The organism is Sphingomonas sp. (genome assembly GCF_032114135.1).
Taxonomy (GTDB): domain Bacteria; phylum Pseudomonadota; class Alphaproteobacteria; order Sphingomonadales; family Sphingomonadaceae; genus Sphingomonas.
This window is the reverse complement of the sequence record NZ_DAMCTA010000001.1, coordinates 1,928,611-1,954,123: the sequence shown is the minus strand read 5'-3', so window position 1 is coordinate 1,954,123 and position 25,513 is coordinate 1,928,611. Positions and strand designations below refer to the sequence as shown.

General features: G+C 67.7%; 23 protein-coding genes. 7 read left to right on the top strand and 16 right to left on the bottom strand.

The window, feature by feature from the left end:
* Positions 1–377: 377 nt before the first annotated feature.
* A complete protein-coding gene (locus RT655_RS09340) occupies positions 378–1,880 on the bottom strand; it encodes a DEAD/DEAH box helicase (protein WP_313536305.1) in 1,503 nt (500 codons plus the stop codon).
* Positions 1,881–2,062: 182 nt separating this feature from the next.
* Here RT655_RS09340 and RT655_RS09335 point away from each other — a divergent pair, with 182 nt between their 5' ends.
* A complete protein-coding gene (locus tag RT655_RS09335) occupies positions 2,063–2,554 on the top strand; it encodes a PilZ domain-containing protein (protein ID WP_313536304.1) in 492 nt (163 codons plus the stop codon).
* 177 nt (positions 2,555–2,731) lie between these two features.
* On the opposite strand, the gene RT655_RS09330 is transcribed toward RT655_RS09335, so the two are convergent.
* From RT655_RS09330 to RT655_RS09320, 3 genes are all read right to left on the bottom strand, one after another.
* Positions 2,732–3,373 (bottom strand): hypothetical protein, encoded by a 642-nt coding sequence (locus tag RT655_RS09330; protein ID WP_313536302.1) that lies wholly within the window; start codon positions 3,371–3,373, stop codon positions 2,732–2,734.
* Positions 3,374–3,610: 237 nt separating this feature from the next.
* A complete protein-coding gene (locus RT655_RS09325; RefSeq protein ID WP_313536300.1) occupies positions 3,611–5,251 on the bottom strand; it encodes a glycoside hydrolase family 43 protein in 1,641 nt (546 codons plus the stop codon).
* Positions 5,248–6,498 carry an MFS transporter gene (locus RT655_RS09320; protein WP_313536298.1) on the bottom strand — a complete coding sequence of 417 codons (1,251 nt, stop codon included), beginning with the start codon at positions 6,496–6,498 and terminating at the stop codon, positions 5,248–5,250. The genes RT655_RS09325 and RT655_RS09320 overlap by 4 nt, the downstream gene beginning before the upstream one ends.
* Before the next feature lie 135 nt (positions 6,499–6,633).
* Between RT655_RS09320 and ada the strand changes: the two genes are divergently transcribed.
* Positions 6,634–7,677 (top strand): bifunctional DNA-binding transcriptional regulator/O6-methylguanine-DNA methyltransferase Ada, encoded by a 1,044-nt coding sequence (gene ada, locus RT655_RS09315; RefSeq protein ID WP_313536296.1) that lies wholly within the window; start codon positions 6,634–6,636, stop codon positions 7,675–7,677.
* 1 nt (position 7,678) lies between these two features.
* Here the strand turns inward: ada and RT655_RS09310 are convergent, their stop codons facing one another.
* From RT655_RS09310 to RT655_RS09300, 3 genes are all read right to left on the bottom strand, one after another.
* On the bottom strand, positions 7,679–9,229 hold the full coding sequence (locus RT655_RS09310; protein WP_313536294.1) for a serine protease: 1,551 nt from the start codon (positions 9,227–9,229) through the stop codon (positions 7,679–7,681).
* A 56-nt stretch (positions 9,230–9,285) separates the two neighbouring features.
* Positions 9,286–10,812 (bottom strand): hypothetical protein, encoded by a 1,527-nt coding sequence (locus tag RT655_RS09305; protein WP_313536293.1) that lies wholly within the window; start codon positions 10,810–10,812, stop codon positions 9,286–9,288.
* A 69-nt stretch (positions 10,813–10,881) separates the two neighbouring features.
* Positions 10,882–13,047, bottom strand: a complete 2,166-nt coding sequence (locus RT655_RS09300; protein WP_313536291.1) for a primosomal protein N' — start codon at positions 13,045–13,047, stop codon at positions 10,882–10,884.
* A 77-nt stretch (positions 13,048–13,124) separates the two neighbouring features.
* Here RT655_RS09300 and RT655_RS09295 point away from each other — a divergent pair, with 77 nt between their 5' ends.
* The 3 genes from RT655_RS09295 (at position 13,125) to fsa (ending at position 14,759) form a co-directional block, all read left to right on the top strand.
* Positions 13,125–13,592, top strand: coding sequence for a hypothetical protein (locus tag RT655_RS09295; protein WP_313536289.1), 468 nt, complete (start codon positions 13,125–13,127; stop codon positions 13,590–13,592).
* Between the two features lie 63 nt (positions 13,593–13,655).
* Positions 13,656–14,072, top strand: coding sequence for a hypothetical protein (locus RT655_RS09290; protein ID WP_313536287.1), 417 nt, complete (start codon positions 13,656–13,658; stop codon positions 14,070–14,072).
* Between the two features lie 33 nt (positions 14,073–14,105).
* A complete protein-coding gene (fsa, locus tag RT655_RS09285) occupies positions 14,106–14,759 on the top strand; it encodes a fructose-6-phosphate aldolase (RefSeq protein WP_313536285.1) in 654 nt (217 codons plus the stop codon).
* Between the two features lie 21 nt (positions 14,760–14,780).
* Here the strand turns inward: fsa and cas5 are convergent, their stop codons facing one another.
* The gene (cas5, locus tag RT655_RS09280; RefSeq protein ID WP_313536284.1) at positions 14,781–15,338 is read right to left on the bottom strand and encodes a CRISPR-associated protein Cas5; all 558 of its coding nucleotides are present in this window, start codon (positions 15,336–15,338) and stop codon (positions 14,781–14,783) included.
* Between the two features lie 283 nt (positions 15,339–15,621).
* Between cas5 and RT655_RS09275 the strand changes: the two genes are divergently transcribed.
* The gene (locus RT655_RS09275) at positions 15,622–16,530 is read left to right on the top strand and encodes a tyrosine recombinase XerC (RefSeq protein WP_313536283.1); all 909 of its coding nucleotides are present in this window, start codon (positions 15,622–15,624) and stop codon (positions 16,528–16,530) included.
* A 43-nt stretch (positions 16,531–16,573) separates the two neighbouring features.
* Here the strand turns inward: RT655_RS09275 and RT655_RS09270 are convergent, their stop codons facing one another.
* From RT655_RS09270 to RT655_RS09250, 5 genes are all read right to left on the bottom strand, one after another.
* The gene (locus RT655_RS09270; RefSeq protein WP_313536281.1) at positions 16,574–18,436 is read right to left on the bottom strand and encodes a glycoside hydrolase family 2 protein; all 1,863 of its coding nucleotides are present in this window, start codon (positions 18,434–18,436) and stop codon (positions 16,574–16,576) included.
* Between the two features lie 79 nt (positions 18,437–18,515).
* Positions 18,516–19,628: a cell division protein ZapE gene (gene zapE / locus RT655_RS09265; RefSeq protein WP_313536280.1), complete on the bottom strand. Its 1,113-nt coding sequence runs from the start codon at positions 19,626–19,628 to the stop codon at positions 18,516–18,518.
* An 84-nt stretch (positions 19,629–19,712) separates the two neighbouring features.
* Positions 19,713–20,495, bottom strand: coding sequence for a succinate dehydrogenase iron-sulfur subunit (locus RT655_RS09260; RefSeq protein ID WP_313536278.1), 783 nt, complete (start codon positions 20,493–20,495; stop codon positions 19,713–19,715).
* A gap of 97 nt (positions 20,496–20,592) precedes the next feature.
* Entirely contained in the window at positions 20,593–21,168 is a 576-nt protein-coding gene (locus tag RT655_RS09255; RefSeq protein ID WP_313536277.1) for an ATP-dependent Clp protease proteolytic subunit, read from the bottom strand.
* Positions 21,169–21,339: 171 nt separating this feature from the next.
* Complete coding sequence (locus RT655_RS09250; protein ID WP_313536276.1) at positions 21,340–22,314, bottom strand: C13 family peptidase; 975 nt, start codon at positions 22,312–22,314, stop codon at positions 21,340–21,342.
* 115 nt (positions 22,315–22,429) lie between these two features.
* Between RT655_RS09250 and RT655_RS09245 the strand changes: the two genes are divergently transcribed.
* A complete protein-coding gene (locus tag RT655_RS09245; protein WP_313536275.1) occupies positions 22,430–23,815 on the top strand; it encodes a sorbosone dehydrogenase family protein in 1,386 nt (461 codons plus the stop codon).
* Positions 23,816–23,830: 15 nt separating this feature from the next.
* On the opposite strand, the gene RT655_RS09240 is transcribed toward RT655_RS09245, so the two are convergent.
* The 3 genes from RT655_RS09240 to RT655_RS09230 are packed head-to-tail and all read right to left on the bottom strand — an operon-like array spanning position 23,831 to position 25,385.
* On the bottom strand, positions 23,831–24,136 hold the full coding sequence (locus RT655_RS09240) for a polyhydroxyalkanoic acid system family protein (RefSeq protein ID WP_313536273.1): 306 nt from the start codon (positions 24,134–24,136) through the stop codon (positions 23,831–23,833).
* Positions 24,133–24,549 (bottom strand): VOC family protein, encoded by a 417-nt coding sequence (locus RT655_RS09235; protein ID WP_313536271.1) that lies wholly within the window; start codon positions 24,547–24,549, stop codon positions 24,133–24,135. Before RT655_RS09235 ends, RT655_RS09240 begins: the two co-directional genes overlap by 4 nt.
* 38 nt (positions 24,550–24,587) lie before the next feature.
* Entirely contained in the window at positions 24,588–25,385 is a 798-nt protein-coding gene (locus tag RT655_RS09230; protein WP_313536270.1) for an aspartyl/asparaginyl beta-hydroxylase domain-containing protein, read from the bottom strand.
* Positions 25,386–25,513 lie beyond the last annotated feature (128 nt).

Below are 25,513 nucleotides of genomic sequence, written 5' to 3'. Positions count from 1 at the left end.
GGCATTGCGCATCGTCTTCTGTTCCCACCTGTTGTGGGGACGAGCGCTAGCGGGCGCATGGGGGCCGGGGCTAGCTTATTGAAATTGGTGAATGACCGGCTTTGGCACAGCCGTGCCGGGTTGGGACGGGGTGCTGCCAATTCCTCCCCGGAACGAGCATCGGGTTGGATTGCCCCCGGCAATCCAAGATCGTGCCGGGGGCACGATCGACCCGATGCTGGGGACCGCCGCCGAAGGCGGTGGTGAAGGGGCCGCCGCGGCACGCGGCGGTATTCCCCAGCCTCAGAACGCGAAAGACCGCGCCTTTCGGCGCGGCCCCTCCACCACGCGGCTGCGCCGCTCGGTCCCCCTCCCCGTGCCGGGGAGGAGTTTAGGTGTCAGCGCGAACGACCCGCGCCGCCGCCCTGGCCGCGATTGCCGCCGCCGGGGCGACCCTGGCCGCTGCCGGCCGGACGCGCGTTGAACTTGCGCTTGGGCGCACCCGGACTGCGACCGGCGCCGGCACCCGCACCGGCATGGCCGGCACCTTCGGCGCGACGCGGCTGGTCGCTGCGCGGACCGCCCTCGGCCCGGCGCGGCTCGCCGCTACGCGGTGCATCGCTGCGCGGACCACCACGACCGCGACCGCCCGGCTGGCCGTCGCCACGACGACCCGAGGCATGCTGCATCGCGCGGCCGTTGCGGCCGTTCTGCTCGTCGCGGCTCGCCGGCATCGGCGACCGGGTCGACTTGATCTTGTCGGACTCGGCCGTGAAGTTCTCCGGCAGCGGCTGCACGGTGAGCTTCTGGCGGGTCAGCCGCTCGATGTCCTTCAGGTACGGACGCTCGTCATCGGCGCAGTAGCTGATCGCGATGCCGTCGGCGCCGGCGCGCGCGGTGCGGCCGATGCGGTGGACATACTGCTCCGGAACGTTCGGCAGCTCGAAGTTGAACACATGGCTGACGCCCGAGACGTCGATGCCGCGCGCGGCGATGTCGGTCGCGACCATCAGCTTGACCTTGCCCGAGCGGAACTCGCCCAGCGCGCGCTCACGCTGCGGCTGGCTCTTGTTGCCGTGGATCGCGTTGGCGGCGATGCCGTTCCCGGCGAGCAGCCGCACGACGCGGTCGGCACCATGCTTGGTGCGCGTGAAGATCAGCGCGCGGTCGATTTCCGGGTTGCGCAGCTGGATCGTCAGCAGCGCCTGCTTTTCGGCCTGCGTCACATAGGTGACGAACTGCTCGACACGCTCGGCGGTGGTGGCGACCGGGGTCACCTTCACTTCGACCGGGTTGTGGATGAACTGGCTGGCCAGCTCGCGGATCGTCTTCGGCATGGTCGCCGAGAAGAACAGCGACTGGCGCTTGGTCGGCAGCTCCTTCACGATGCGGCGCAGCGCATGGATGAAGCCCAGGTCGAGCATCTGGTCGGCTTCGTCGAGCACCAGGATCTCGATGCCCAGCAGGATCAGGAAATGCTGATCGAGCAGGTCGACGAGGCGGCCCGGCGTGGCGACGAGGATGTCGACGCCGCGCGCCAGATCGGTCTTGTTCTTGTGGACCGAGGTGCCGCCGAACACGGTGGCGATGCGCAGGCCGGTGCCGCTGGCATAATGCTTGGCATTGTCGGCGATCTGCGCGGCGAGCTCGCGCGTCGGCGCGAGGACGAGCATACGGCAGCCGCGCGGCTGCGGACGCTTGCCGCTGGCGATCAGGCGATCGATCGACGGCAGCATGAACGCGGCGGTCTTGCCGGTGCCGGTCTGCGCGATGCCGAGCAGGTCGCGGCCTTCGAGCAGCGCGGGGATCGACTGCGCCTGGATCGGCGTGGCTTCATTATAGCCCTTCGCCGCGAGCGCAGCGAGGACGGTCTCGGAAAGGCCGAGGTCTTGGAATAACATGGTAGTACCTTATGGATGCGGCCGGCGCGCACGCATCTTCAAAGGGCGCACGCGAAGGCGGGGTCAACAAGTGACGCCCCGCGTGATTTGGGAAGCCGATAAGCGACGAAGCAGAGCCTAGCGGAGCAGGTCCCCGCTTGGGGCGCGCCGCCGATCACGCTGCATGTAAATGCCTCGTCGTGATGGCGCATATGGCAGCGATGCTGCGCCGCGTCAAGGATCTGGTCGCCTGTTGGTCAGGCGTTAACCCCGATTGCGGTAGTGGCGGAAGCCTGGGGCAAGGGAAACAGCTGCTGGTGCTCGTCGCGCGACTGGAAGTTTGGGGAAGCATGGACGCGCGCGGCGCGGTGCGCTTCCTGGTGAATCGGGAAACCACGGTGCGCGGCATGGACGGGCGCCCGTTCGACGCGGTGGTCGAGAATTTCTCGCGCACCGGCTTCCTGTTCAAGGCGGATGTCGCGCTGCCCGAGGGCACGCTGATCTGGATCGGCATGTCGGGCGCCGGCGCGCGCGAGGCGCGGGTGGTGTGGCGCGAGGACACGCGCCACGGCTGCGAATTCCTGATGCCGCTCAGCCAACGGGATTTGCAGCATGCGTTTCGGAGCCGCGAGCGAATGGTGGAGGATCTGGAGGCGCGGTTGCGGCGCGCGAGCATGTTGCGCGAGGACGGGTAGTCGCGGCGATTCAGGCTGGATTGCCTCTGCCCCGCGGAGGGCATGCTGTCCGGAAACGCCATTCGCTGACAATCGAGCCTATTCTCGGCCGACAGGAAAGGCGACGCCTTTTGGATCGGCATGCAAGATGCCGTCGTTCCGCGCCGCCCCTCTCCGCATGTCCGTAGCCCGGCGACGTCAGCCGGCGGCCGCGTTCTTCTTGCTCGCCATCACGATGCGATAGGATGCCGTCGCCAGGATCGCGCGCAGGCCCGGCTGGTTGAAGCGTGCTTGCTGGCCGTTCGAGGTGCACTGCTGCACCACCGGAACCAGCTGGCGGATGGCGTTTCTCTCAGTGTCGGTCGCCACCGGGGCAGCCAGCAGCCCGGCAACGTCCTTCGGGGCGGTACGGGCGACGCAGGCCGCGATATAATCGGACGGGCTGAACGTCTTCACCGCAGCTTTGGCCGGATCGTAGGTCAGCGCGCTGGCGAGATCGCCGGTCGATGCAAGCAGTTGCTCCGCCAAAGCGCCGGCAAACACGACACCCGCGAACTGCGCGCGCACGTTTCCGCCGAGGCAGCCCTTTTGCGAGATCGCCAGCTTGCGGAGGCCCTGCTGATATTGCGGCGAGGTGAAATCCATCTGCAGCAATGCGGCCGCTTGCTGCGGATGGCGCTGCGCGACGCACTTGCCGAACGCCTGCATCTTTCGGATCGCTACGGGGTCGAGGGCCGTGGTTTGCTGCGCGCGTGCCATGGCCTCACCCGGAATCGTTGGCGACCGCGACTGGTAGGTCTGTTGCGGCACCTGCGGTGTCTGGGTCTGGCCGAGAATCAACGCGCCAAGAAGAAGTCCGATCATCGAGTCACCTGCGGGATGAGAGGAATGAAATTCTGCTGTAAAGCTGCGTAAATTGCTCTCACCGCATGCCCGGCATAGTTCCACTGCAAATACGCCACGCCAGCGGATCGGTGCGAAATAAATGCCGCAAGACGGTGTCGTAGACAAGAGAAACCGGCGCGACAGTGCAGCGCGTCTGCCCGATCTGCCGCGTGCGTGTCCTCGAACGGGCGTTTAGACTAGACCATCGGGCAGATTCGGCGAAAAGGCGCGCTCGCGATAGGCGAACCAGTCGAAGTCCGCCGGCATCCCCGTGCCGCTCATGTCCTGGCAGGCTATGCCGATGAACGCGCCGGTGAAGTTGGGGAGGCCGGGGGCGCTCGCCTCGTCGGAGAGGATCGAGGTGTCGAACAGTTCGGGAAGCCAGTGCCAGGCCTCCGCGCCCGCCATCCGCCAGCCGAAGCGCAGCCGCTCGTAATCCATTTCGCAGCGTAGTTCGATCGGACCCGCCGGCAGCGGGATCGGCGCGGTGAAAGCGTCGCCCTGGGGGGCGTCGGGCAGCGCTGTCATCACGCGGAGATGGCGGCCCACATCCTCGTCGTGGCTGACATGGAGATAGTGGAACTTGGTGCTGTTGTAATAGACGACCAGCCCCGCTGCCTGCTGGAAATCCTGCGGCTCGAAGTCGAGCACGCAGCTGGTCGAGGTGCAGAAGGCCTGGAGCCGCCGCGCGACCAGCGCCTGGGTGAAGACGCTGCCGATCGTCTCGCGCCCGAACAGGCGGAGATGGCCGGGCCGCGCGGTGAGGCTGAAGATCCGGTCGGGCTCGGGGGTGCGCAGCCATTGCAGGTCGATCGGCAGCGTGGCCGAGTCGAAGTCGTGGCGTTCCTCGGTCGGCCGCGCGGGTGTCCCCGTGTTGCTGAGCGCGGGCACTTCCAGTTCGGGCAAGCCGCGGCCGTCGCGGGTGTAGAGCCAGCCATCCTCGGCCCAGCGCATCGGCTGGATCGCGGTCTCGCGGCCGAGCACGCAGCGGCCGCGATTCGGCAGCGGGCGGCCGCACAGATAGGCGAGCCAGGGTTCGCCTTCGGCCGTGTGGACCAGATCGGCATGGCCTGCGCGCGCCAGCACCGCGTCGGGGCGGGTGCGGCTGGAGAGGATATAGGTGTCCGGATGCAGCTCGTACGGCCCGGTAATCTTCCGCGATCGCGCCATGGTGACGGCATGGTTCCAGCCGGTGCCGCCCTCCGCGGTGAGGAGGTAATAGAACTCGCCGCGGCGATAGAGGTGCGGCGCCTCGGTCAGCCCGAGTGCGGTGCCGGGGAAGATGTTGGTGCGTGTCCCCACCAGCTTGCCCGCCTCGGCATCATATTCCTGCAGCACGATTCCGGCGAAGCGGTTGCGGCCGGGGCGATGGTCCCAGAGCTGGTTCACCACCCATTTGCGGCCGTCGTTATCGTGGAACAGCGAGGGGTCGAACCCGCTCGAATTGAGGTGGATCGGATCGGACCAGGTGCCGTCGATCGTCTCGCAGGTGACGAGGTAATTGTGGAAGTCGCGCAGCGATGCGCCCGAGGCGCCGCCCATCGTCGTGCGGCCATAGCGCTTCACATCGGTGTAGAGCAGGTGAAAGCGCGTTCCGTCATGGGTGAGGCACGGCGCCCACACCCCGCAGCTGTCCGGATCGCCGCGCATGTCGAGCTGCGACGCGCGCACCAGCGGCCGGGCGACCAGCGTCCAGTTGGCGAGGTCGCGGCTGTGGTGGATCTGCACGCCGGGGAACCACTCGAAGGTCGAGGTCGCGATATAATAGTCGTCGCCGACGCGGCAGATCGACGGATCGGGGTTGAAGCCGGGCAGGATCGGATTGCGGATCATCGGGGCGCCTTGACGAGGGTCCAGAGAAGAAGGGCGGCGACGAGGTCGAGCAGCCCGAGGGCGATGAAGAAGGGGCCATAGCCAAGCGAGGCGACCAGCCCGCCGATCAGCAGCGTGAAAATGAGGATGCTGCCATTGGCGAAGGTGCCGGCAAGGCCGGCGACGGTGCCGAGCTCGTTGCGCGGGAACAGGTCGGTCGCCATGGTGATGACGGTGACCGAAAGGGTCTGGTGCGCGAAGCCGCCGAGGCAGAGCAAAGCCACCGCTGCCCAGGCATTCTCGACGCTGGCGACGAACACCATGCCGGTCATCAGCAGTGCGCCGAAGGTGAAGGTCCAGCGCCGCGCGTTGATCAGGCTAATCCCGCGCCGCTGGAGGAACAGCGCCAGCGCCGGGCCGAACATGCAGCCCAGGTCGGCGGCGATGAAGGGCAGGAAGGCGGAGACCGCGATTTCGGTGAGGTTGAAGCCGCGCACCTTGACCAGATAGAGCGGCATCCAGAAGGTGAGCGTCCCCCAGGTCGGGTCGGCGAGGAAGCGCGGCAGCGCGATGCCCCAGAAATTGCGCTGGGTGAGCAGGCGGAGCGGCGAGGGGCGCTCGGCGCGTTCCTGGATGTGCGCTTCCTGGCCGCTGAGGATCAGGTCGCGTTCCTGCTCCGAGATGCTCGGATGGGTCTGCGGCGTGCGATAATTGACCAGCCAGAGCAGCGCCCAGAGCAGCGCCAGCACGCCGGTGACGACGAACGCCGCGCGCCAGTTCCACAGCGCGATCGATCCTGCCACCAGCGGCGCCGCCAGGGCCGCGCCCGCCGAAGCGCCGAGATTGTAGATGCCACCGGCAAAGCCGCGCTCGCGCGCCGGGAACCACTCGGAAACGACCTTGAGCCCGCCGGTGTGCGAGGTGCCCTCGGCAAAGCCCAGCATGGCGCGGAGTGCGAACAGCCACTGCCAACTGAACGCCAGCCCGTGCGCCATGCTCAGCAGGCCCCAGCCCGCGGCGAACAGCGCCATGCCCGAGCGCAGGCCGACCACATCGAGGATATAGCCGACCACCGGCTGCAGCATGATGCCGCCCTGGAAAGCGGCGGTGATGTAGGAATATTGCTGCTCGTTGATGTGGAGGTCGACCATGAAGCTCGGCGCCGCGAGCGCCAGCGTGCTCCGCGTCAGATAGTTGAGCATCGTGCCCAGCATGACGATGCCGATGATCCACCAGCGCAGCGCGCTCGTGCGGTGCCAGAAGGACATGCACTCTCCAAACTTCCGCGCCGACCCACGTGTTAACGTTAACGTTGCCAGCAATGCGCGCCGACTGCAAGCATCGCGTCTTTGAGCGCATGGCGCGGGATGCTTCAACTAGGCCAATGGGCGTATAGCGCTCGCATGACCGCTGCCGCTGCCCTGCACGATGCCCGCTGGAACGCCTTCGCCGCACGCGATCGGGCGCAGGACGGGCGCTTCGTCGTCGCGGTGACCACCACTGGCATCTATTGCAAGCCGAGCTGCCCGGCGCGGCGCCCGCGGCCGGAGAATGTCCGCTTCTTCGATGCGGGGCCGGCGGCGGTGGCCGCGGGCTTTCGCGCGTGTCTGCGCTGCAAGCCGGACGAGGCGGCGCGCGGTGCGATCGCCGTCGCCCGCGCCACCGAACTGCTCGATGCGGCGGAGGAGACGATCGAGCTCGAGGCGCTGGCCGCCGCGGTCGGCTATGCGCCGCACCATTTTAACCGGCTGTTCAAACGCGCGACCGGCGTGACCCCCGCCGCCTATGCGCGGGGCCTGCGCGCGCGCCGGGCGGCCACGGCACTCGACGAGGAGGACAGCGTGACCCAGGCAATCTATGCCGCCGGCTATTCGGCCCCCAGCCGCTTCTATGCCGAGGCAGGCGCGCGGCTTGGCATGGTGCCGAGCGCGTGGCGTGCCGGTGGGGCAGGAGTGACGATCCGCTGGACGCTTGCCGACACCAGCCTCGGCCCGCTGCTCATCGCTGCGACCGACAAGGGCCTGTGCCGCATCGCCTTCGACGAAGATGCCGCGATGCTCGCCCGCCGCTTCCCTGCCGCGGCGGTGGTACCCGGCGACGCGGACTTCGCGGCGCTGGCGGCCGAGGTGGTGGCGCTGGTCGAGGATCCCAATCGCCAGCGCGACCTGCCGCTCGACGTGCAGGGCACGGCCTTCCAGGAGGCGGTGTGGCAGGCGCTGCGCACGATCCCGCCGGGTGAAACGCGCAGCTATGCTGAACTCGCGGCGATGGCGGGCAATCCGGGCGCCGTCCGCGCGGCGGGCACGGCGTGCGGGGCGAACCCGGTCGCGCTCGCCATCCCGTGCCACCGCGCCCAGCGCGGCGACGGCAGCATGGGGGGCTATGCCTATGGGCTGGAGCGCAAACGCACGCTGCGGTCGCGCGAAGGCGTGCGCGAGCGGAAGTAGCCTACTGCGCCCCGCCCGGCGCGCAGTGATAGACCAGCTTCTCGTTATAGGCCGGCGGCAATGTCGCGCGCATCAGCTGCTGGAGGCTGGCGAGGCTCGCGCGCTTGGCCTGATCGGCGGTGCACTGGTTCACCGGCACCGTCGGCTTCACGTCGCGCACCTTCTGCATGTCCGCGGCGGAGAGGAAATAGCGCGTGTCGGTGAGCGTGCCGCTGTCCGGATCGAACTCGCGCACCGTCACCGTCTGCTCGTCGGCGGGGACGAGCACGCGCTGCCAGCGGCGGCCGGATTCGGCGTACTGCGTGCCGCCGTCGAAGCAGCCATCGGGCCCGACATTCAGCTTCACCGCTTCGCCCGGCGAGACGGTGATCCGGCTGCGATCGGGCTGGAGCGTGCAGACCAGCGGGCCCTCTGCGGCATCCGCTGGCAGCTTGGCCTCGGCGGTCTGGTTGCCCTCGCCCGGCGCGGCGATGCTCGCCTCGTCGAAGCTCGGCCGCAGCACGAACAGCGCGACTGCGCCGAGCAGCAGCGCGCCGCCGCCCACCGCGGTCCAGATGCCCGGGCGCTGTTGATCGCGCGAGAGCAGCAGCCCCGCCGCGCCCAGCGCCAGCGCACCGAACACCAGCAGCACCGCGGCGCCTGCCATATAGGTCTCGCGCGCCGACTCGTTGGCCGCCCGCGCCTTGTCGATCGCCGCTTCGCGCGCACGTGCGGCGGCGGATTCGGCCTGCGCGTTCCGGTTGGCGATGTCGGCGCGGTCCTTCTCCTCGGCCGCCTTGTCGAGCGCATTGCGCTGGTCGACGCTGATGCACGGCGCCGCGATCGAGACGAAGGGCTGCTTCGCCTGGGTGAGGAAGGCGGTCAGCTCGGGATAGGCGATCGCAAAGGCAAAGGTCGAATCGCCTTCCTCGCTGTTGGTGATCGCCGAGTTGACGCCGAGCACCCGACCGCACGCATCAAGCAGCGGGCCACCCGAATTGCCGCGCGCGATATTGGCGGTGTGGAGCAGCACCGAAATGCCCTCCAGCGTGCGCGTACCGGCGAAACCGCCCTGCGAGCGGACCGGCGATTGCGGGGTGATGAAGTCCGCCGCCGAGCGCGCCGTGGCGATGTCGACATTGCCGGGATAGCCGAGCGCGATCAGCGTCTCGCCGTCGGTCACCGCGCCGCTGGACAGCGCCAGCGTCGGCAGCTTGGCGCCGCTGAACTCGATCAGCGCCAGGTCTCGCTTGGTGTCGATCGCGATCAGCTTGCCCTGGAAGGATTTGCTGCCCTCGGACGGCACCACGCCGATCACGACGTTGCCGGGATAGCGCGAGGCGAGCTCGACGACATGCGCGTTGGTAACGACGCGGTTGGGCGCGACCGCGAAGCCGCTGCCATGGCCGAAGCCGACCACTTCGTCGTCGGCGACCGCGATGGTGACGATCCGCACTACCCCGCGCCCCGCCGCGGAGATGTCGTCGGCATGCGCCGGCACACTCCAGGCGAGCAGCATCACCACCAGCATGATCACCTGCCGCATGCGCGGAAACACCCCGGTTCTAGCCATGGGCGGCGCTTTCGGCGAAAAGCGGCGTCGGTTCAAGCGGGGCCGCGCCAACGCCGCTAATTCGCCGGGGTGGGCGTGGGTGCAGACGCCGGTTCCGCCCCGGCCTTCAGCTGCGCATCGATCGTGTCGATCATCTTGGAGGCCGCCGCGCCCAGGCCCGAGGCGTGCGGATCATAGGTGAGCACCAGCAGCATCGCCCGCGCGACGGCCAGCTTCTTCTCGGCCACCAGCACCCCCGCGGCCTGCATCCGCAACCCCCGGTCCTGCGGCGCAAGTTCGAACGCGTGCATCAGGCCGTCGCGTGCGATTTCGGGCGGCCATTGAAGGCGATCGGCATAGCTGCGAAAGAACAGGATCAACGGCCGCGGATCCTCGGTATCGAGCCGGTTGGCACGGCCGATCGTGCGACGGATGTCGGTCCAGGTCTCGGGCTTCTCGTCCTTCGCGGCCTTGGCGATCGCCATCTGCGCCATCGCGCGATAGCAATGCGCTTCGACGAACTTCGGGTCGGCAGCGATGGCGCGGTCGGCGGCGGCGAGCGCGGCGGGATAGTCGCCCGCGTCATAAGCCGCCTCGGCCAGCGCGCGCTGTACCTCGGCATCGTCGGGGAAGCGTGCCGCGATCCTCTTGGCATCGGCATAGACGTCCGGGGCGGTCTTCTCGTCCACGCCGGCGTCCGATCGGATCCGCACCGGCAGGATTGCGGCTTCGCCCGGCCGCAGCAGCCGAAGGGTTACCGGCGGGATGGCGAGATTTTCCGCCCGGATACGGAAGCCGTTGATCTGCGGCTTCTGGAGGAACCGCTCGAGCTCCTTGTCCAGCGCTCGGAGATCCCCGAACGCGGCGGCCGCGGCTTCGGGCGACTTCCGCTCGTTGGTGATGGCATGAAGATAGGCGCTCAACTGGCCTTTGCGGCTCGGCTCGAAGGTCAGATAATGGACCAGCGCCCAGCCGCGCCCATACAGCGCGTCGCGCTGGTCTGCGCGCAGCTTGCCCGCCGCACCGGCCAGAATCTGCTGTATCGGCAACGGGTTGCCGGTCAGCAGCTCATAAGCGCGATATTGGGGGGCGCTGCCGAACTGCAGGTTGCCGTCGCGATCGAAGCTGGCGGTGGCGTGGAACTCGGCCCAGCCTTCGGACACCCAGGACGGGAAGGCCGCATCCGGCCAGGTGGTGAACATGAAATGGTGGGCATATTCATGCTGCAGCACCTGTTGCGAGCCGAGCGCGAGCGGCCCGTCGCTCGACAGATCGCTGGGCACGAACGCTACCGAGGCACCGGCGCGCGGAATGTAGAAGCCTGCAACGTTGGCGCTGCCGGCAAGTGCGGCGACACGATCCTCGTTGCTGACGAAATAAACGGTCACCCGCCCGGCCTTGCCCAGTGAGGATTCCGGTATGCCGCGCCACAGGCGCAGCGCCTTGTCGAACTTTTCCAGCCGCTCGGCATTGCGGCGCAGCGCCGCTTCGGAGGCGTTGGCATAGACGATGAAATGCGCGGTTTCGGCCACGCGCCAGTCGGCCCATGCCGGGCCTGCGACGAAGCCCGCCAGAACCGACGCCAGCAACGCCAACCACTTCATGCGCATCCCCCATCGTCCCCCGCATGACGATATCGCGTGCGCGGACGATGGCAAATCGAATCGGCGCGCTCAAACGAAGCTGTAGGGATCCACGTCGACCGCGACCCGCACGCGCGGGCTCCAGCTGAGCCCGCCCAGCCAGTCGCGGATCACGTCCTGCACATCGAAACTGCGCTTGGCGTGGACGAGCAGGCGGAAACGGTGCCGGCCGCGCAGCATTGCCAGCGGCGCGGGGGCGGGGCCATAGACGTGCATTTCGGCGAGTTCTGGCGCCGAGCGGCCGATCATCCGTGCGGCTTCCTCCGCCGCGGCCTTGTCCTCCGAGGAGACGATGATCGCAGCATAGCGGCCGAAGGGCGGCGCATCGGCCTCGCGCCGCGCCTCGGTCTCGGCGGCATAGAAGGCCTCGGCATCGCCCGAAAACAGCGCCTGCATCACCTGCGCCTCGGGCGCGTGCGTCTGGATGAACACCGTACCGGGTTTCTCGCCGCGACCGGCGCGGCCCGAGACCTGCATGATCTGCTGAAAGGTGCGCTCGGACGCGCGGAGATCGCCACCGTCCAGCCCGAGATCGGCATCGACCACGCCGACCAGCGTGAGGTTCGGAAAGTGATAGCCCTTGGTGACGAGCTGGGTACCGACGACGATATCGATCGCGCCATGCTCCATCCGGGACACGAACTCGGCCGCCTTGGCCGGGGACCAGAGCGTGTCCGAGGTGACGATGGCGGTGCGCGCCTCGGGCCACAGCGCCGCCACCTCGTCGGCGATGCGCTCGACGCCGGGGCCGCAGGCGACCAGCGTGTCGTCGGACTTGCACTCGGGGCACATGCTCGGCGTCGGCATGGTGTGGCCGCAATGGTGGCACGACAGGCGGTGGAGCAGCCGGTGCTCGACCATCCACGCCGTGCAGTTCGGGCACTGGAAGCGGTGGCCGCAGTGGCGGCACAAGGTCAGCGGTGCATAGCCGCGGCGGTTGAGGAACAGCAGCGACTGTTCGCCGCGCTTGAGCGTCTCCTCGATCGCCGCGACCAGCCGCGGGGCGAGCCAGCGGCCGCGTTCCGGCGGCTCGCGGATCAGGTCGATCGGCTCGATCCTCGGCAGTTCGGCAGCGCCGTAGCGGCCCGGCAGCTTGAGCTCGGCATAGCGGCCCATTTCCACCTGGTGCCGCGTCTCGATCGCCGGAGTGGCGGAGGCGAGCACGACCGGGCAGCGCTCGAACATGCCGCGCATCACCGCCACGTCGCGGGCGTGATAGTGCACGCCCTCTTCCTGCTTGAAGCTGGTCTCGTGCGCCTCGTCGACCACGATCAGGCCGAGCTTGGGATAGGGGAGGAACAAGGCCGAGCGCGCGCCCACCGTCACCATCGCCTCGCCGCTGGCGATCGCGCGCCAGGCGCGGCGGCGCTCGGAGCTGCGCAGGCCCGAATGCCACGCCACCGGCTCGCAGCCGAAGCGGCCAGCGAAGCGGGTGAGGAAGGGTTCGGTCAGCGCGATTTCGGGGAGCAGCACTAGGGTCTGCTTGCCGGCCTCGATCGCCGCGGCGACCGCCTCGAAATAGACTTCGGTCTTGCCCGATCCGGTGACGCCGTCGAGCAGGAACGGCTGGAAGGCGGCGGTCTCCACTGCGGTGCGCAGGCCGCCCGCCACCGCCCCCTGGGCGGGGTTGAGCTCGGGGGGCGCGAAGGCCGGGTCGGGGAGCGGGTAGGGCGCCTGGGTGTCGACCGTCACCGCTTCGATCGCGCCGGTCTTCACCAGCCCGCGAATCACCGCGTCGGAAACTTCGGCAAGGGCCGCCAGCTCGCGCACCAGCCCCTGGCGCTCGCCGATTCGCTCCAGCGCCTGGGCGCGTTGCGGGGTCAGGCGATCAGGGATTACGCCCGTAGCGCGATATTCGGTGATCGTCGGCGCCGCCTCGAACGCCGCCGAGGTGCGCAGCGTCATCGCCAGCACCGAGGAGGGCGGGGCGAGATAATAATCCGCCGTCCATTCGATCAGCCGCCGCACGGGCGCGGGGATCGGGGGCGCGTCGGCGACGGCGAGGATCGCGCGGAGGCGATTGTCGCCGATTTCCTCGGTGGGCAGCCGTTCGGGCTCCCACACGACGCCGGCGAACTGGCGCGGGCCGATCGGCACGATGACGATGCTGCCGGGCTCGACCGTCATGCCGTGCGGCACGCGATAATCGAGCGGCCCCAGAGCCGGATGGAGGACGAGAATGCGCGCGCGGGACATGATCGGCCCCTCATATGGGCATTTTCGGCGGAACGGGAATCCCCGATCGCCGGTTCGTCTGCCAAGGAGACCCGCTCATGCTATTGCTCGCCCTGATGCTCGCGCCCCTTGCGCTTCCCCAGACCGTGCCCGCCCAGGCGACCACCGCCTGCAAGGCGCCCGACGCCAGCCTGCCGGTCGCGCTCGCCGGCTGGAGCATGCCGGGCGACGAGCTGGTGGCGGACAAGGCGGTGTCGCTGGCGACGGTCGATGCGTCGACGCTCAAGGGCCTGCCCAAGGGCGCCAAGCCGGGGCGCGCCGCGATGATCGAATTCCGCATCGCCAAGGCCGGTACCTATGGCATCGCGCTCGACCAGCCCGGCTGGATCGACGTGCTGCCGGGGGCTGCAGGGGGAGAGGCGCTGAAGTCGGTGGCGCATGGGCATGGCCCGGATTGCTCGACGATCCGCAAGGTCGTGCGGTTCGAGCTGGTGCCGGGAACCTACCGCGCCTTCGCCAGCGGCCTGCAGCAGGCCAAGGCCAAGCTGATGCTGGTGCCGAACTGAGTCGGCTTGTTCTGCGGCTGGAACGAATATAGAACGGCGACTCGCTGAACAGGGGAGTCGGCGATGCTGATACTGATAGCTGGACTAGCCATGACGGTGCCGCAGTGCGCCGAGCTTCCGCGATCCTTGTCGGGCTGGGAACGCAGCGCCGACGGGCTCGATACCCGCCATGCAACGACCATTGCCGCGAAGCACGGCGCGGCGGAAACCCAGGTGACGATCCGCAAGGCCGGCACCTTTGGCATCGCCGCGGACCAGCCCGGCTGGATCGACGTCGCCAGGGGCAGCGGCCGGCCCTTGCGCATGGCCTCCCGCGCGCCGGGTGTCACATGCGCGAAGATCGAAAAGATCGTGTACTATCGCCTCGAACCCGGCACCTATCGCGTCACCGTGGCCAAGCTGCAGAAGCCGCAGGTGAAGCTGATGCTGGTCTACGGCAACCGTTCGCAGGGGTTTGCCCGGCGCGGCCGGGTCGGCTAGGCGGTCGGCGACACTCCACTGGAAGGTTCTGCCATGAAGTTCTTCGCCGACACCGCCATCATCGACGACATCCGCGACCTGGCCGATGCGGGTCTGCTCGACGGCGTCACCACCAACCCGTCGCTGATCGCCAAGTCGGGCCGCAACTTCCTCGAAGTGGTGGGGGAGATCTGCGGGATCGTCGAGGGCCCGGTCTCGGCCGAGGTCGTCGCGCTCGATTTTGAAGGCATGATGCGCGAGGCGGAAATCGTCCGGAAGATCGCCGACAATGTCGCGGTCAAGCTGCCGCTGACGATCGATGGCCTCAAGGCGTGCAAGGCGCTCACCGACGACGGCACGATGGTCAATGTGACGCTCTGCTTCTCGGCCAACCAGGCGCTGCTCGCGGCCAAGGCGGGGGCGACCTTCATCTCGCCCTTCGTCGGCCGGCATGACGATATCGGCTTCGACGGCATGGACCTGATCGAAGACATCCGCCTGATCTACGACAATTACGACTTCGGCACCGAGATCCTGGTCGCCAGCGTCCGCCACCCGATCCACGTGCTGCAGGCCGCCAAGATCGGCGCCGACGTGATGACCGCCCCGCCGGCGGTCATCAAGCAGCTGGTCAAGCATCCGCTGACCGACAAGGGCATCGAATCGTTCATGGCCGACTGGGCCAAGACCGGCCAGACGATCGCATGAAATCCGGCGCGCTGGCGGCGATCAGCACGCCAGCGCGTTACTACCTAACGGCGGCACGGAGATGCGGCCGTCTTCCATGATCGCCCGAAAATACTGCATATTCGGGCGGGCCCCTTCCTCCAGGTCGAGTGCAAGCCACCCGAGGTCCAACGATCCGGGGTGCATGTTGAGCGGAGCGACCAGATCGTCCTCTTCTTCGATCAGATCAATCTCTGCCGAATATTCGGGCATCCCCAGAAACGGTGTGGCCGCATACTGCTTCCGCCGTGCGTTCCGGAGGAACATCTTGGTGAATTGGGCCGCATTGGCGTTGGCTTTGACCGAGAAATGACCATCGATCAGATAATGCGGCTCGGCGAGCAGCAATCGTCGGTTCGGCGAACGCTCTTCGATGAACCGAATTGGGTTTAGTACCTGGATGGCGTCGATGTGCCATCGCATCGCACTGCGACAGTAAATCGCGTTGAAAATAGCTCGGGCGACGAACGGCGGAATCACATCGTAGCTAATTTGATCCCGGCGGAATTCCGGCCGGGGGAAGCATGCGCGAGGCCCTTGTACGCGCAACCGGAACGACATCTGTTCTCCCCTAGATCCTCCAATGTTCTATACATGTTCGTATGTGACCTAACAAGCGCCGTACGCCCGAAACGGAGCTTTCTCTCCGCGCTTGCTGGTGGTGGTGAATGGTACTGCGGCGCTGCTGCTCGCTTCGGCGAGTCTATCTTGAGGAGTCCTCGCATGTTCCGGCTGAGCCACATCTCTTTCGAAATCCGCATCGCACGCCTTGCGTTCAAGCTCGTCTTTTCGATGGCGGGGCGTTCCCGTGGCTGAGCGATGAGAACGATGCTAGCGATGGACCATGACCGACCTCCCCCTGCCGCGCCGCTTCGCCGAGCATCTTGGCCGCGACCGGCGGCGCTCGGTGCACACCATCCGCGCCTATGAGGCGACCGCGATCCGGCTGCTCGGCTTTCTGCAGGGACATTGGGGCGGCCCGGTCGCGCAGGACGCGCTCGTCAAGGTCAGCGCTGCCGATCTTCGCGCGTACCTCGCCCACCGCCGCGGCGAGGGTCTGTCCAACGCCTCCGCTGCGCGCGAGCTTTCCGCCGTGCGCGCCTTCCTGAAGTTCGCGGGCGGCGACGATGCCCAGCTTCCCCGTCTGCGCGGCCCGAAGGTGAAGAAGGGCCTGCCCCGCCCGATCGCGCCGCACGAGGCGGTGGCGCTCGCCGAATGGGCGTCGGACGAAGCCAGCGAGCCCTGGATCGCCGCGCGCGACTGGGCCGTGCTGTTGCTGCTGTACGGCGCGGGCCTGCGCATCGGCGAGGCGGTGGCGCTGACCGGCGCGGCGCTGCCGCTCGGCTCCACGCTCCGCGTCACCGGCAAGCGCGACAAGACGCGCGACGTGCCGTTGCTGCCGGAGGTCCGCACTGCAATCGAAGCCTATGTCGAGGCCTGCCCCTGGGGCACCGGCCGCGATCTGCCACTGTTCCGCGGCGCCAGGGGCGGGCCGCTGCCGCCGGGGGCAATCCGCAAGGCCGTGCGCTCGGCGCGGACCAGTCTGGGGCTGTCCGATCGCACCACGCCGCATGCGCTGCGCCACAGCTTCGCGACCCATCTGCTGGGCCGCGGCGCGGACTTGCGCGCGCTGCAGGAACTGTTGGGCCACGCGAGCTTGAGTTCGACCCAGGTCTATACCGGTGTGGATGCGGCGCATCTACTCGACGTCTATCGCGCCGCGCACCCGCGCGCCTCATCGCGGGCAGGGTGAGCGTCGGGCTGGGGTAGGTCTTGCCCGCCCCAGCCCGAATGCCTCAATGCTTGGCCGAGTCGGCAGCCTCGCGCTTGGCATAGTCGCCGGCGAGCACGTCGAAGGCGAGCTTGTGTTCGCCGGTCTCGGAGATCAGCCCCTTGCGGTTCCAGCCCTGCTGGTAGATCGGGTGCTGGCGCCGCGGCGAGCGAAAGTCCTTGAGGATCCAGGGGCTCATCCCGCGCAGGAACGGCACCTTGGCAGCCATGGCGAGCGTCGCGCGGTAATAGGCCGCCTGATATTCCTCGCTATACTTGTGCGGGCTGGCGACCGGATCGTGATAGCCAGCGCGCGCATCCGCCCCGAATTCGGAGAAGATCAGCGGCTTGTTGGCAGGCCCGCGCCATTCCTGGCTGGCGAGATCCTCCAGCGCGTCGTCGGTGTACCAGCCGTTATAGGTGTTGATCGCCATGACATCGAGATCGGCGGCAAGCGGATCGTCGATCTTCATGATCTTGTTCCCCTCGCGCCCGCTCAGCAGCGCGGCGGTGACCAGACGGCTGGAATCGAGGCTGCGGACATCGCCGATCATCGTGCGCAGGAAGGCGTTGCGCGCATCGTTGGTCGGCGTTTCGTTGGCGACGCTCCACAGCACGATTGCCGCGCGGTTGCGGTCGCGGTGGATGTTTTCGGACAGGATGCGGCGGGCATCGGCCAGCGTGTCCGGGTTGTTCCAGTTGACCAGCCAGTAGAGCGGGATCTCGCTCCACACGAGCAGGCCCATCTCGTCGGCGAGGCGGGTAGTCAGCTCGCTGTGCGGATAGTGGGCGAGGCGCACGAAATTGCCGTGCAGGCCGTATTTGATCTCGCTCAGCAGCGCTCGGGCGGCGGCCGGGGTCATCGCGCGCACCGGGTTCGCGCCCAGCTCCTCCTCGTGCATCGAGATGCCGCGCAGGAAGATCGGCTTGCCGTTGAGCAGGATGTCGGTGCCCTTCACCGCGATGGTGCGGAAGCCCATCCGGTCGGCGAAATGATCGGCGCCGGCATCGATGCTGATGTCATAGAGCTTGGGATTTTCGGGCGACCAGCGAACGAGATTGCGCGGCACCGGCAGCGTCGCTTCCCACTTGCCTTCGCTATCGGTCTTGCCATCGAGCATCGCGCCGAGCGTGGGGATGCGGAACTTGAGCGCGGTATTCCCCGCCTTCGGTCCTTCGAGCTTTACGGAGACGGCGATATGGCTGCCGTCCGGGGTCAGGCGGACGAACGCATCGTCAACATAGGTATCGGGCACGGTGACGAGGGTGATGCTGCGGGTGATGCCGCCATAGGTCTCCCAGTCGGTTACCGGCGGCGGCACGTCGTTGGCGGTGCGCACCGAATCGACGCCGATGGTGATCTGGTTGCGGCCCGGCCGCAGCAGCTTGGTCACCTCGAAGGCGAAGGGCGTGTAGCCGCCGCGATGCTCGCCCAGCGGCTTGCCGTTTAGATAGACGTACGAGCGATATTCGGCCGCGCCGACGCGCAGGAACACGCGGTTGCCGGGCTTGGGCGCGGTCGCGGGGAATTCGCGCTGGTACCATACCAGCCCCTGGTAGAGCCGCATCTCGGGCGAATGGCCGATCCATGAGCCCGGCAGGCTCACCACCGGCGATAGCTGCATGTCTTGTTCGAAGAAGGTGCGCGGCTTGGCCTGCATCACGTCGGCAGCGATCACGTCCGCTGCGCGGTTGGTGCGCGCGTTCGGCGGCTCGCCATGAAAGCCGGCAAGGCCGTCGCGATACGGATCGATCGACCAGTGCCATGGGCCGTCGAGGCTCTGCTGCTGGCGAAGGTCCGCCGCGACGAGCACGGGCTGTGCCCAGGCCGAGGATATTCCGAGAACCGCGAGCCCCATGGCCGCGAGCAGGCGCAAAGGCCGCATCATTGTCTCCCTGTTCCTCCGGGAAATCCCGGAGTCCAAGGATATTTTAGAAGCGCGGCGTTGGACTTACAACGTGATCTGATCAATCCGCTCCATGGCCCTTGGCGAGATAGTCGTCCGATTGCATCTCGAGCAGGCGCGAAACGGTGCGGTCGAATTCGAAGCGGCCTTCGCCCTTTTCGTAAAGATGTTCGGGAACGGCATCGGCAGCGGCGAGCAGTTTGACCTTGTGCTCGTAGAGGGCGTCGACCAGCGTGACGAAGCGCGCCGCCTCGTTGCGGTTCTCCGGCCCCAGCTGGGGGATCCCGACCACGATCACCGTGTGGAAACGCCGCGCGATGGCGAGATAGTCGGGTGCGCCGCGCGCCTCGCCGCACAGCCGCTTGAATGAGAAAACTGCGACGCCCTTCACGCATTTGGGTACCAGGATCTCGCGCCCGCCGGGGATCGGCACCTGGCAGGTGGGGACGCGCGCGCGGTCCTCCACTGGATAGTCGGTCAGCCGGAAAAAGGCGGCGGAGAGCGTTGCGGTGGCTTCGGGACCGTTCGGCACCAGCCAGGTATCGACGCTGCCCAGACGGTCACGGCGATAATCCACCGGGCCGTTCAGCGCGAGCACGTCCATCCGCTCGCCGATCAGATCGATGAAGGGCAGGAACAGCTGGCGGTTGAGCCCATCCTTGTAGAGGTCCTTGGGTGGCCGGTTCGAGGTGGCGACCACGGTGAGGCCATGCGTCATCATCGCGGTGAACAGCCGCGACAGGATCATCGCATCGGGCGGGTTGTTCACCACCAGCTCGTCGAACGCGAGCAGCCGCGTGTCGCTGGCCAGCGCATCGGCAACCGCGACCACAGGGTCGGCGGTGTCCTTAAGGCGCTCGGCGTTCAGCCGCTCGTGCACCTCGAGCATGAATTCGTGGAAATGGACGCGGCGCTTTCGGCGGATGTCGAGGCTGTCGAAGAACAGGTCCATCAGCATCGACTTGCCCCGGCCGACGCCGCCCCACAGGTAGAGCCCGCGCGGCACCGCCGGCTTGCGGCCGGTGAGCTTCCACAGCACGCTGCCCTTGCGCGGTGCGGCCTGCAACTCCTCGGCCAGTGCATCGAGCCGGGCGGCGGCGGCCTCCTGCTCGCGATCGGAGCGAAGCTCGCCGGCAGAGACGAGGGCGCGGTAACGATCGAGAACGCGGGTCATGGGGCAGGTCTACCAACGAAAACGAGCTGCCGGGCCGGAGGGCCAGGCAGCTCGGTGTCTCTCAAAAGCGTGAAGAAAGGGCGTTCAGAGCACGCGCTCGGCGGCCATCTTCTTCACTTCGGCGATCGCCTTGGCCGGGTTTAGGCCCTTGGGGCAGGCGTTCGCGCAGTTCATGATCGTGTGGCAGCGATACAGGCGGAACGGATCCTCGAGCTGGTCGAGCCGCTCGCCGGTCATCTCATCGCGCGAATCGGCGAGCCAGCGATAGGCCTGGAGCAGGATCGCCGGGCCGAGGAACTTGTCGCTGTTCCACCAATAGCTCGGGCACGAGGTCGAGCAGCAGGCGCACAGGATGCACTCGTACAGGCCGTCGAGCTTCTCGCGGTCCTTCGGGGTCTGCAGCCGCTCCTTGCCCGAAGGCGTGGTGGTGACGGTCTGCAGCCACGGCTTGATCGAGGCGTATTGCGCGTAGAAGTGCGTGAAATCGGGGACCAGGTCCTTGATCACGTCCATATGCGGCAGCGGGGTGATCTGCACCTCGCCCTTCACGTCCTCGATGGCGGTGGTGCAGGCTAGGCCGTTCTTGCCGCCAATGTTCATCGAGCAAGAGCCGCAAATGCCCTCACGGCACGAGCGGCGGAAGGTCAGCGACGAATCCTGCTCGCCCTTGATCTTGATCAGCGCGTCGAGAACCATCGGGCCGCAATCGTCGAGGTCTACCTCGAACGTGTCGTAGCGCGGATTCTCGCCCGAATCCGGGTCGTAGCGGTAGATCTTGAACTTCTTCACCCGGGTGGCTTCGGGGCTCGCCTTGTGCTCCTGGCCCTTGGTGATACGGCTGTTCTTGGGCAGGCGGAATTCGGCCATTCCTGAAACTTCCTCTTTCGCTTCGGCGCGACGCCTCTTTGGGGGGCGAGCTATGCCTTTCGCATCCGCAGCGCAAGTGCCCTTTGGGCCGCGCCCCTCAGATCACGTCGAGCACCAGCCCCAGTTCGCGCGCCTCTTCGGCTTCGATATACCAGTTATAGGGGGCGCGGCGGCGCAACTCCTCGAAATCGACGCGCGAGCCCGCGACCAGCGCCTGGAAGCCCTCTTCCTCGATCGCGATCGAATGCTCAATCTCGGCAAGCTTGGCTTTGAGGATCGCGGGCAGCATGCGCAGCGGGCCGGACAGTTCCAGTGAGGACTGCATCTGACGCTCGTGCAGCATCAGCCTCGTGCCGCGGGTGAGGAAGCGCTTGTCGACCGGGAAGCCCGACATGAAGGTAGCGCCGGCGGAATAGACCGCGACCTTGCCGAGGAACAGCAGCTCGCGCGCCGTGGCTTCGCGGAGCAGCCGCAGCTCGTCGGCCATCAATCGGGCAACTTCAGGGTCGCCGCCAAGCGTCGAGAGCGTGACTACCAGCGGGCCGTCGCTGGGCGCGGCGAGCAACTGCTCCCGAAAATTCTGATACATCGCATTGTCCACCGTGCCCTGCAGCCGCACATGCGGGGTGGCGAGCAGCGGATAGCGCTGGAGCGGGCTCTGGGAATCGGACATGCGCGGCCAACCGGTGAGGGCCCGGGGAGTTCCGGTCTTCTTAAATCCCCTCCCGCTTGCGGAGGGGTTAGGGGAGGGGGTGACGTGGAGGCTCGTTCTGCGGCGGTGTCGCCTGCTACCCTCGCACACCCTCCTCCGTCCCCTCCCGCAAGCGGGAGGGGGGAATAGAGCTCAAGGCTTCAGCGCATCCGTCGCCGGCGCACCCACCGGTGCGGTGGGCGTCTGCGGCATCCGCGCCTCCAGCGGCGCCAGCCACGCGCCCACCCCGGTCCCGATTGCTACCTGCGGCATCGACGGATCTAGCCGCCCGGCACGCTCCCAACCGTTGATCGTCTTGCGTGCCTCCGCCGCCGCCTCGGCCAGCGGCTGTGCTTTTCGCAGGGCGTGGTTGACCAGCGCGTCGCCGAAGAAGGTCCAGTCATTCTCTGCCCGGCAGCCGAAGGAGGAGCGGGTTGCCGAGGCGGCGGTCAGAATCGCGGTGGTATTGCTCGTCAGCCGCTTCACGAAGGCGCCGGAGTAGCAGGCGGAGAGCAGCAGGAGCCGGTTGCGGATGCCAAGCGTGTCGAGGAGTTCGGCGAGCCGCGCCGGCGGCAGCACGCCGAAGCCTTGGTCCCCATCATGATAGGCCAGGCCTGCGTCTGGCGCGCCGTGGCTGGTGACATACAGTACCAGCACGTCCTGTTGGCGGTCCATCAGCTCGGCGATACGGGCAAGCGCGAGCGTCAGCGCGGTGATGCTGCCAGCGGGGAGCATTGCGCCATCGCGTCCGTCGGGTCCGGCCAGCACCAGCGTGTGTCCCTCGGCGTCATAGCGGCGCGTTAGCACACGAGCGCTTTCCCGTGCCTCGCGCGCGAAGACGGGATCGCTGTCCAGCGCGACGCTGAGCACATAGGCGTCGACGATGCCCTTGCGTTCGGGCTGGAGGGCGGCGAGCGCCTCGCCGAGGCGGCGCCCGTCGGCCAGCATCGCTTGCGGAGCACGACCGCGCTGCAGTTCGGGGCCGCTTTGTAAGCCGTCGATACCGCGGGTACCGGAGACGAGGCCGGGCCATTCCGTACGATGCTCGGGCGGTTGTTGCTGGGCTGCAGCGGGGGCAGCCCCGCAAACAGCCATCAGGATCACGGACGCACGCAACAGGAACCGCATCGGGCTGATCCCCTGGAACAGATGAACCGACACTCTTGCTCGGGACCGAGTGAAGTCAAGCACCACCCGCAGAATCGCATTGGATTCGCGCGCGCTGCCCCCTATCGCTGGCGCCATGCTCAAGCGCCTCCTGATCGCCCTCGCCATCCTGATCGTCGCTGGCGGTGCCGCCTGGTACTGGCTCGGCCGCCCGGATATCGCCACGCTGCCCGAAATCGCCGTCACCGGCCGCGAGCCCGAAATCAGCGCCCCGCGCTATCAGAACATCCCCACGACGGGCGTCGCCAAGGGCGTCGGCTGGCCGGCGGGTGCCGCGCCCAAGGCGGCCGCCGGCCTCAAGGTAGAGCGGTTCGCCGACAAGCTCGATCACCCGCGCTGGCTGTATCAGCTGCCCAATGGCGACATTCTGGTGGCGGAGAGCAACTCGCCCCCGCGCGACAAGGGCGGGATCACCGGCTGGGTGATGGGCATCCTGATGAACAAGGCAGGGGCAGGCGGTGCCTCGGCCAATCGCATCACCCTGCTGCGCGATAGCAACGGCGACGGCGTGGCGGACATGCGGACCGTCTTCCTCACGGGGCTCAACTCGCCGAGCGGCATGACGCTGGCCAACGGGTCGCTCTACGTCGCCAATACCGACTCGCTGGTCCGCTATCCCTATCTCGACGGGCAGACCAAGATCACCGCCAAGCCGGAGAAGATCCTGTCGCTGCCCGGCGGCGGCAATCACTGGGCGCGCAACGTGGTGGCGTCGCTCGACGGCAAGCGCCTCTATGTCAGCATCGGCTCGTCGTCGAACATCGCCGAGGACGGCCTGGAGGCCGAGGGCCCGATCTACACCGCGGACAGCCCGGCGCAGATGGCGGCCGCCGCCGCGCAGCCGACCAACCGTGCAGTGATTCTGGAGGTCGATCCCGAGCGCAAGACCAGCCGCATCTTCGCCTGGGGCATCCGCAACGCCAACGGCATGGCGTTCGAGCCCAAGACCCAGGCGCTGTGGTCGGTGGTCAACGAGCGCGACATGCTCGGCTCGGACATGCCGCCGGACTATATGAGCCGCGTCGATCTCGGCGCCTTCTTCGGCTGGCCTTGGCAATATTGGGGTGGCTATGAGGACAAGCGCGTCGAGCCGGCCCGCCCGGACCTGCGCGAATATGTCCGCCGTCCCGACTTTGCGCTGGGCGCCCACACCGCGCCGCTGGGCCTGACCTTCGCCGACGGCGCGCGGCTGGGCGCCGCCTATGCGAACGGTGCGTTCGTCGGCCTGCACGGTTCGTGGAACCGCCAGCCGCCGTCGGGCTACAAGGTCGTGTTCGTGCCGTTCGGCGACAACGGCTTCCCGGCCAAGGGCGCCAAGCTGCAGGACGTGCTGACCGGCTTCCTCAACGGCAAGGGCGAGGCGCAGGGCCGCCCGGTCGCGGTGATCACCGGTGCGGGCGGCGCGCTGCTCGTGGCGGACGATGTCGGCAACACGATCTGGCGGGTGAGCGCGGCGCGCTGACCCGTTCAGGGGCCCTCAGGCGAGCAGCCGGGGGCCTTCCTTGGCCAGCATCTCGCGGATCTTGCCCGCGAACAGCGCGAGCATGCCGGGCAGGGCGATCTCGGCATGGACCTGCGTATCCTGCACGTCGAGCCGGCTGACCACCTGCTGGCCCATGGCCGCGACGGTGAAGTGGAGGCTGTCGCCTTCCCAGCGATGCTCGACAGTGGCGCCGCCGGGGATCTTGTCGGCCAGCCGGCCGATCTTCGAATCGATCCGCGCCCGGGCGCCCTCGCGGCCGAGCTGGTGGGGAATGTCGACGCTGATCGTCTGCGGGATCATTTTGCAAATACCATGGCGTCATCGGCGAACGCCTTGAATTCCAGCGCGTTCCCGCTGGGATCGCGGAAGAACATCGTCGCCTGCTCGCCCACCTGGCCCTGGAAGCGGAGTTGCGGCGCGATCCCGAAGGCGACGCCGGCTGCCTCCAGCTTCGCGGCGAGCGCGCGCCAGTCGTCCATCGTCAGCACCACGCCGAAATGCGGCACGGGCACGTCATGGCCGTCGACCGGGTTGGTCGTCGCGATCGGCTTCGCGGCGGCATCGAGATGCGCGACGATCTGGTGGCCGAACAGATCGAAGTCGATCCACTGCGCCGACGAGCGCCCCTCGGGGCAGCCGAGCAGCTCGCCGTAAAAGGCGCGCGCGGCGGCAAGGTCGTGGACCGGGAAGGCGAGATGGAATGGACGTGGCATTGGCCCGGCTTAGCCGCCTGCCACTGTCCCGACAACGTTCAGGCGTCGGCGATGCTCTCGCCGCGATGCCACCGCCGCAGATTTGCCCGCGCCTCCTGCACGAAGGCCGAGCGGCGCAGCACGCCGAGCAGCGTGTCGGCGATCCAGCGGCCGGGATTGCGCAAGGGGCGGCGGAACTGGATCAGCAGCACGATGCGGGTATGGGCGCTGTCGTTCCACACCTCATGGTCATAGGTGTCGTCGAACACCAGCGTCTCGCCCTCCGCCCAGCGCACCGTCCGGCTGCCGATCCGCATCCGCACGTCACCGTCGCGCGGCACCACGAGCCCGAGATGGCAGGTGATCAGTCCCTTGGTGACGCCGCGATGCGCCGGAATGTGCGTGCCGGGCGCTAGGATCGAGAACATCGCGCTGTTGAGGCTGGGCACCTGCTCGATCAGCCGCGAGGTGTGCGGGCAGCGCGCGAGATTCTCGTCGACTCGGTAGCCATAGCCGCACAGGAACAGGCTGCGCCATTTGCCGAGCGGCGCGATCGCGCGGTGGTCGGGGGAGATGGCGGCGAGCGACGGCGCCCCCGGTTGGGTGCCGATCGCCGCCAGCGCCTCGTCGCGGATCGCTTCCCAGTCCGCCCGCAGCGCCGCGGTCCAGGGAAAGGCGCGCATGTCGAGGACCGGCGTGTTAGGGACGAGCGATGAGGTTGCGATCAGCCGATCGAAGGTGCCGCGCAGATGCTTGCCCCCGCGCAGCAGCAGCGGACGGGGGCGCGGGCGAGACTCGGGAAAGAGGGCAACCTCGCCCATCCGCCCGATCGGCGTTTCGCTGGTGGCAATGTCCACGCGCAACTTCCCCGCAGCTTCCACGTTACGCCCGAAGTTCGGTGCTGCAACGCAACAATCTATTCTTTGGGTCTAGGCCGTCACTTGGGTCCAAAACATGGCGGGTCCATGGATTCTTGTGGCGTACA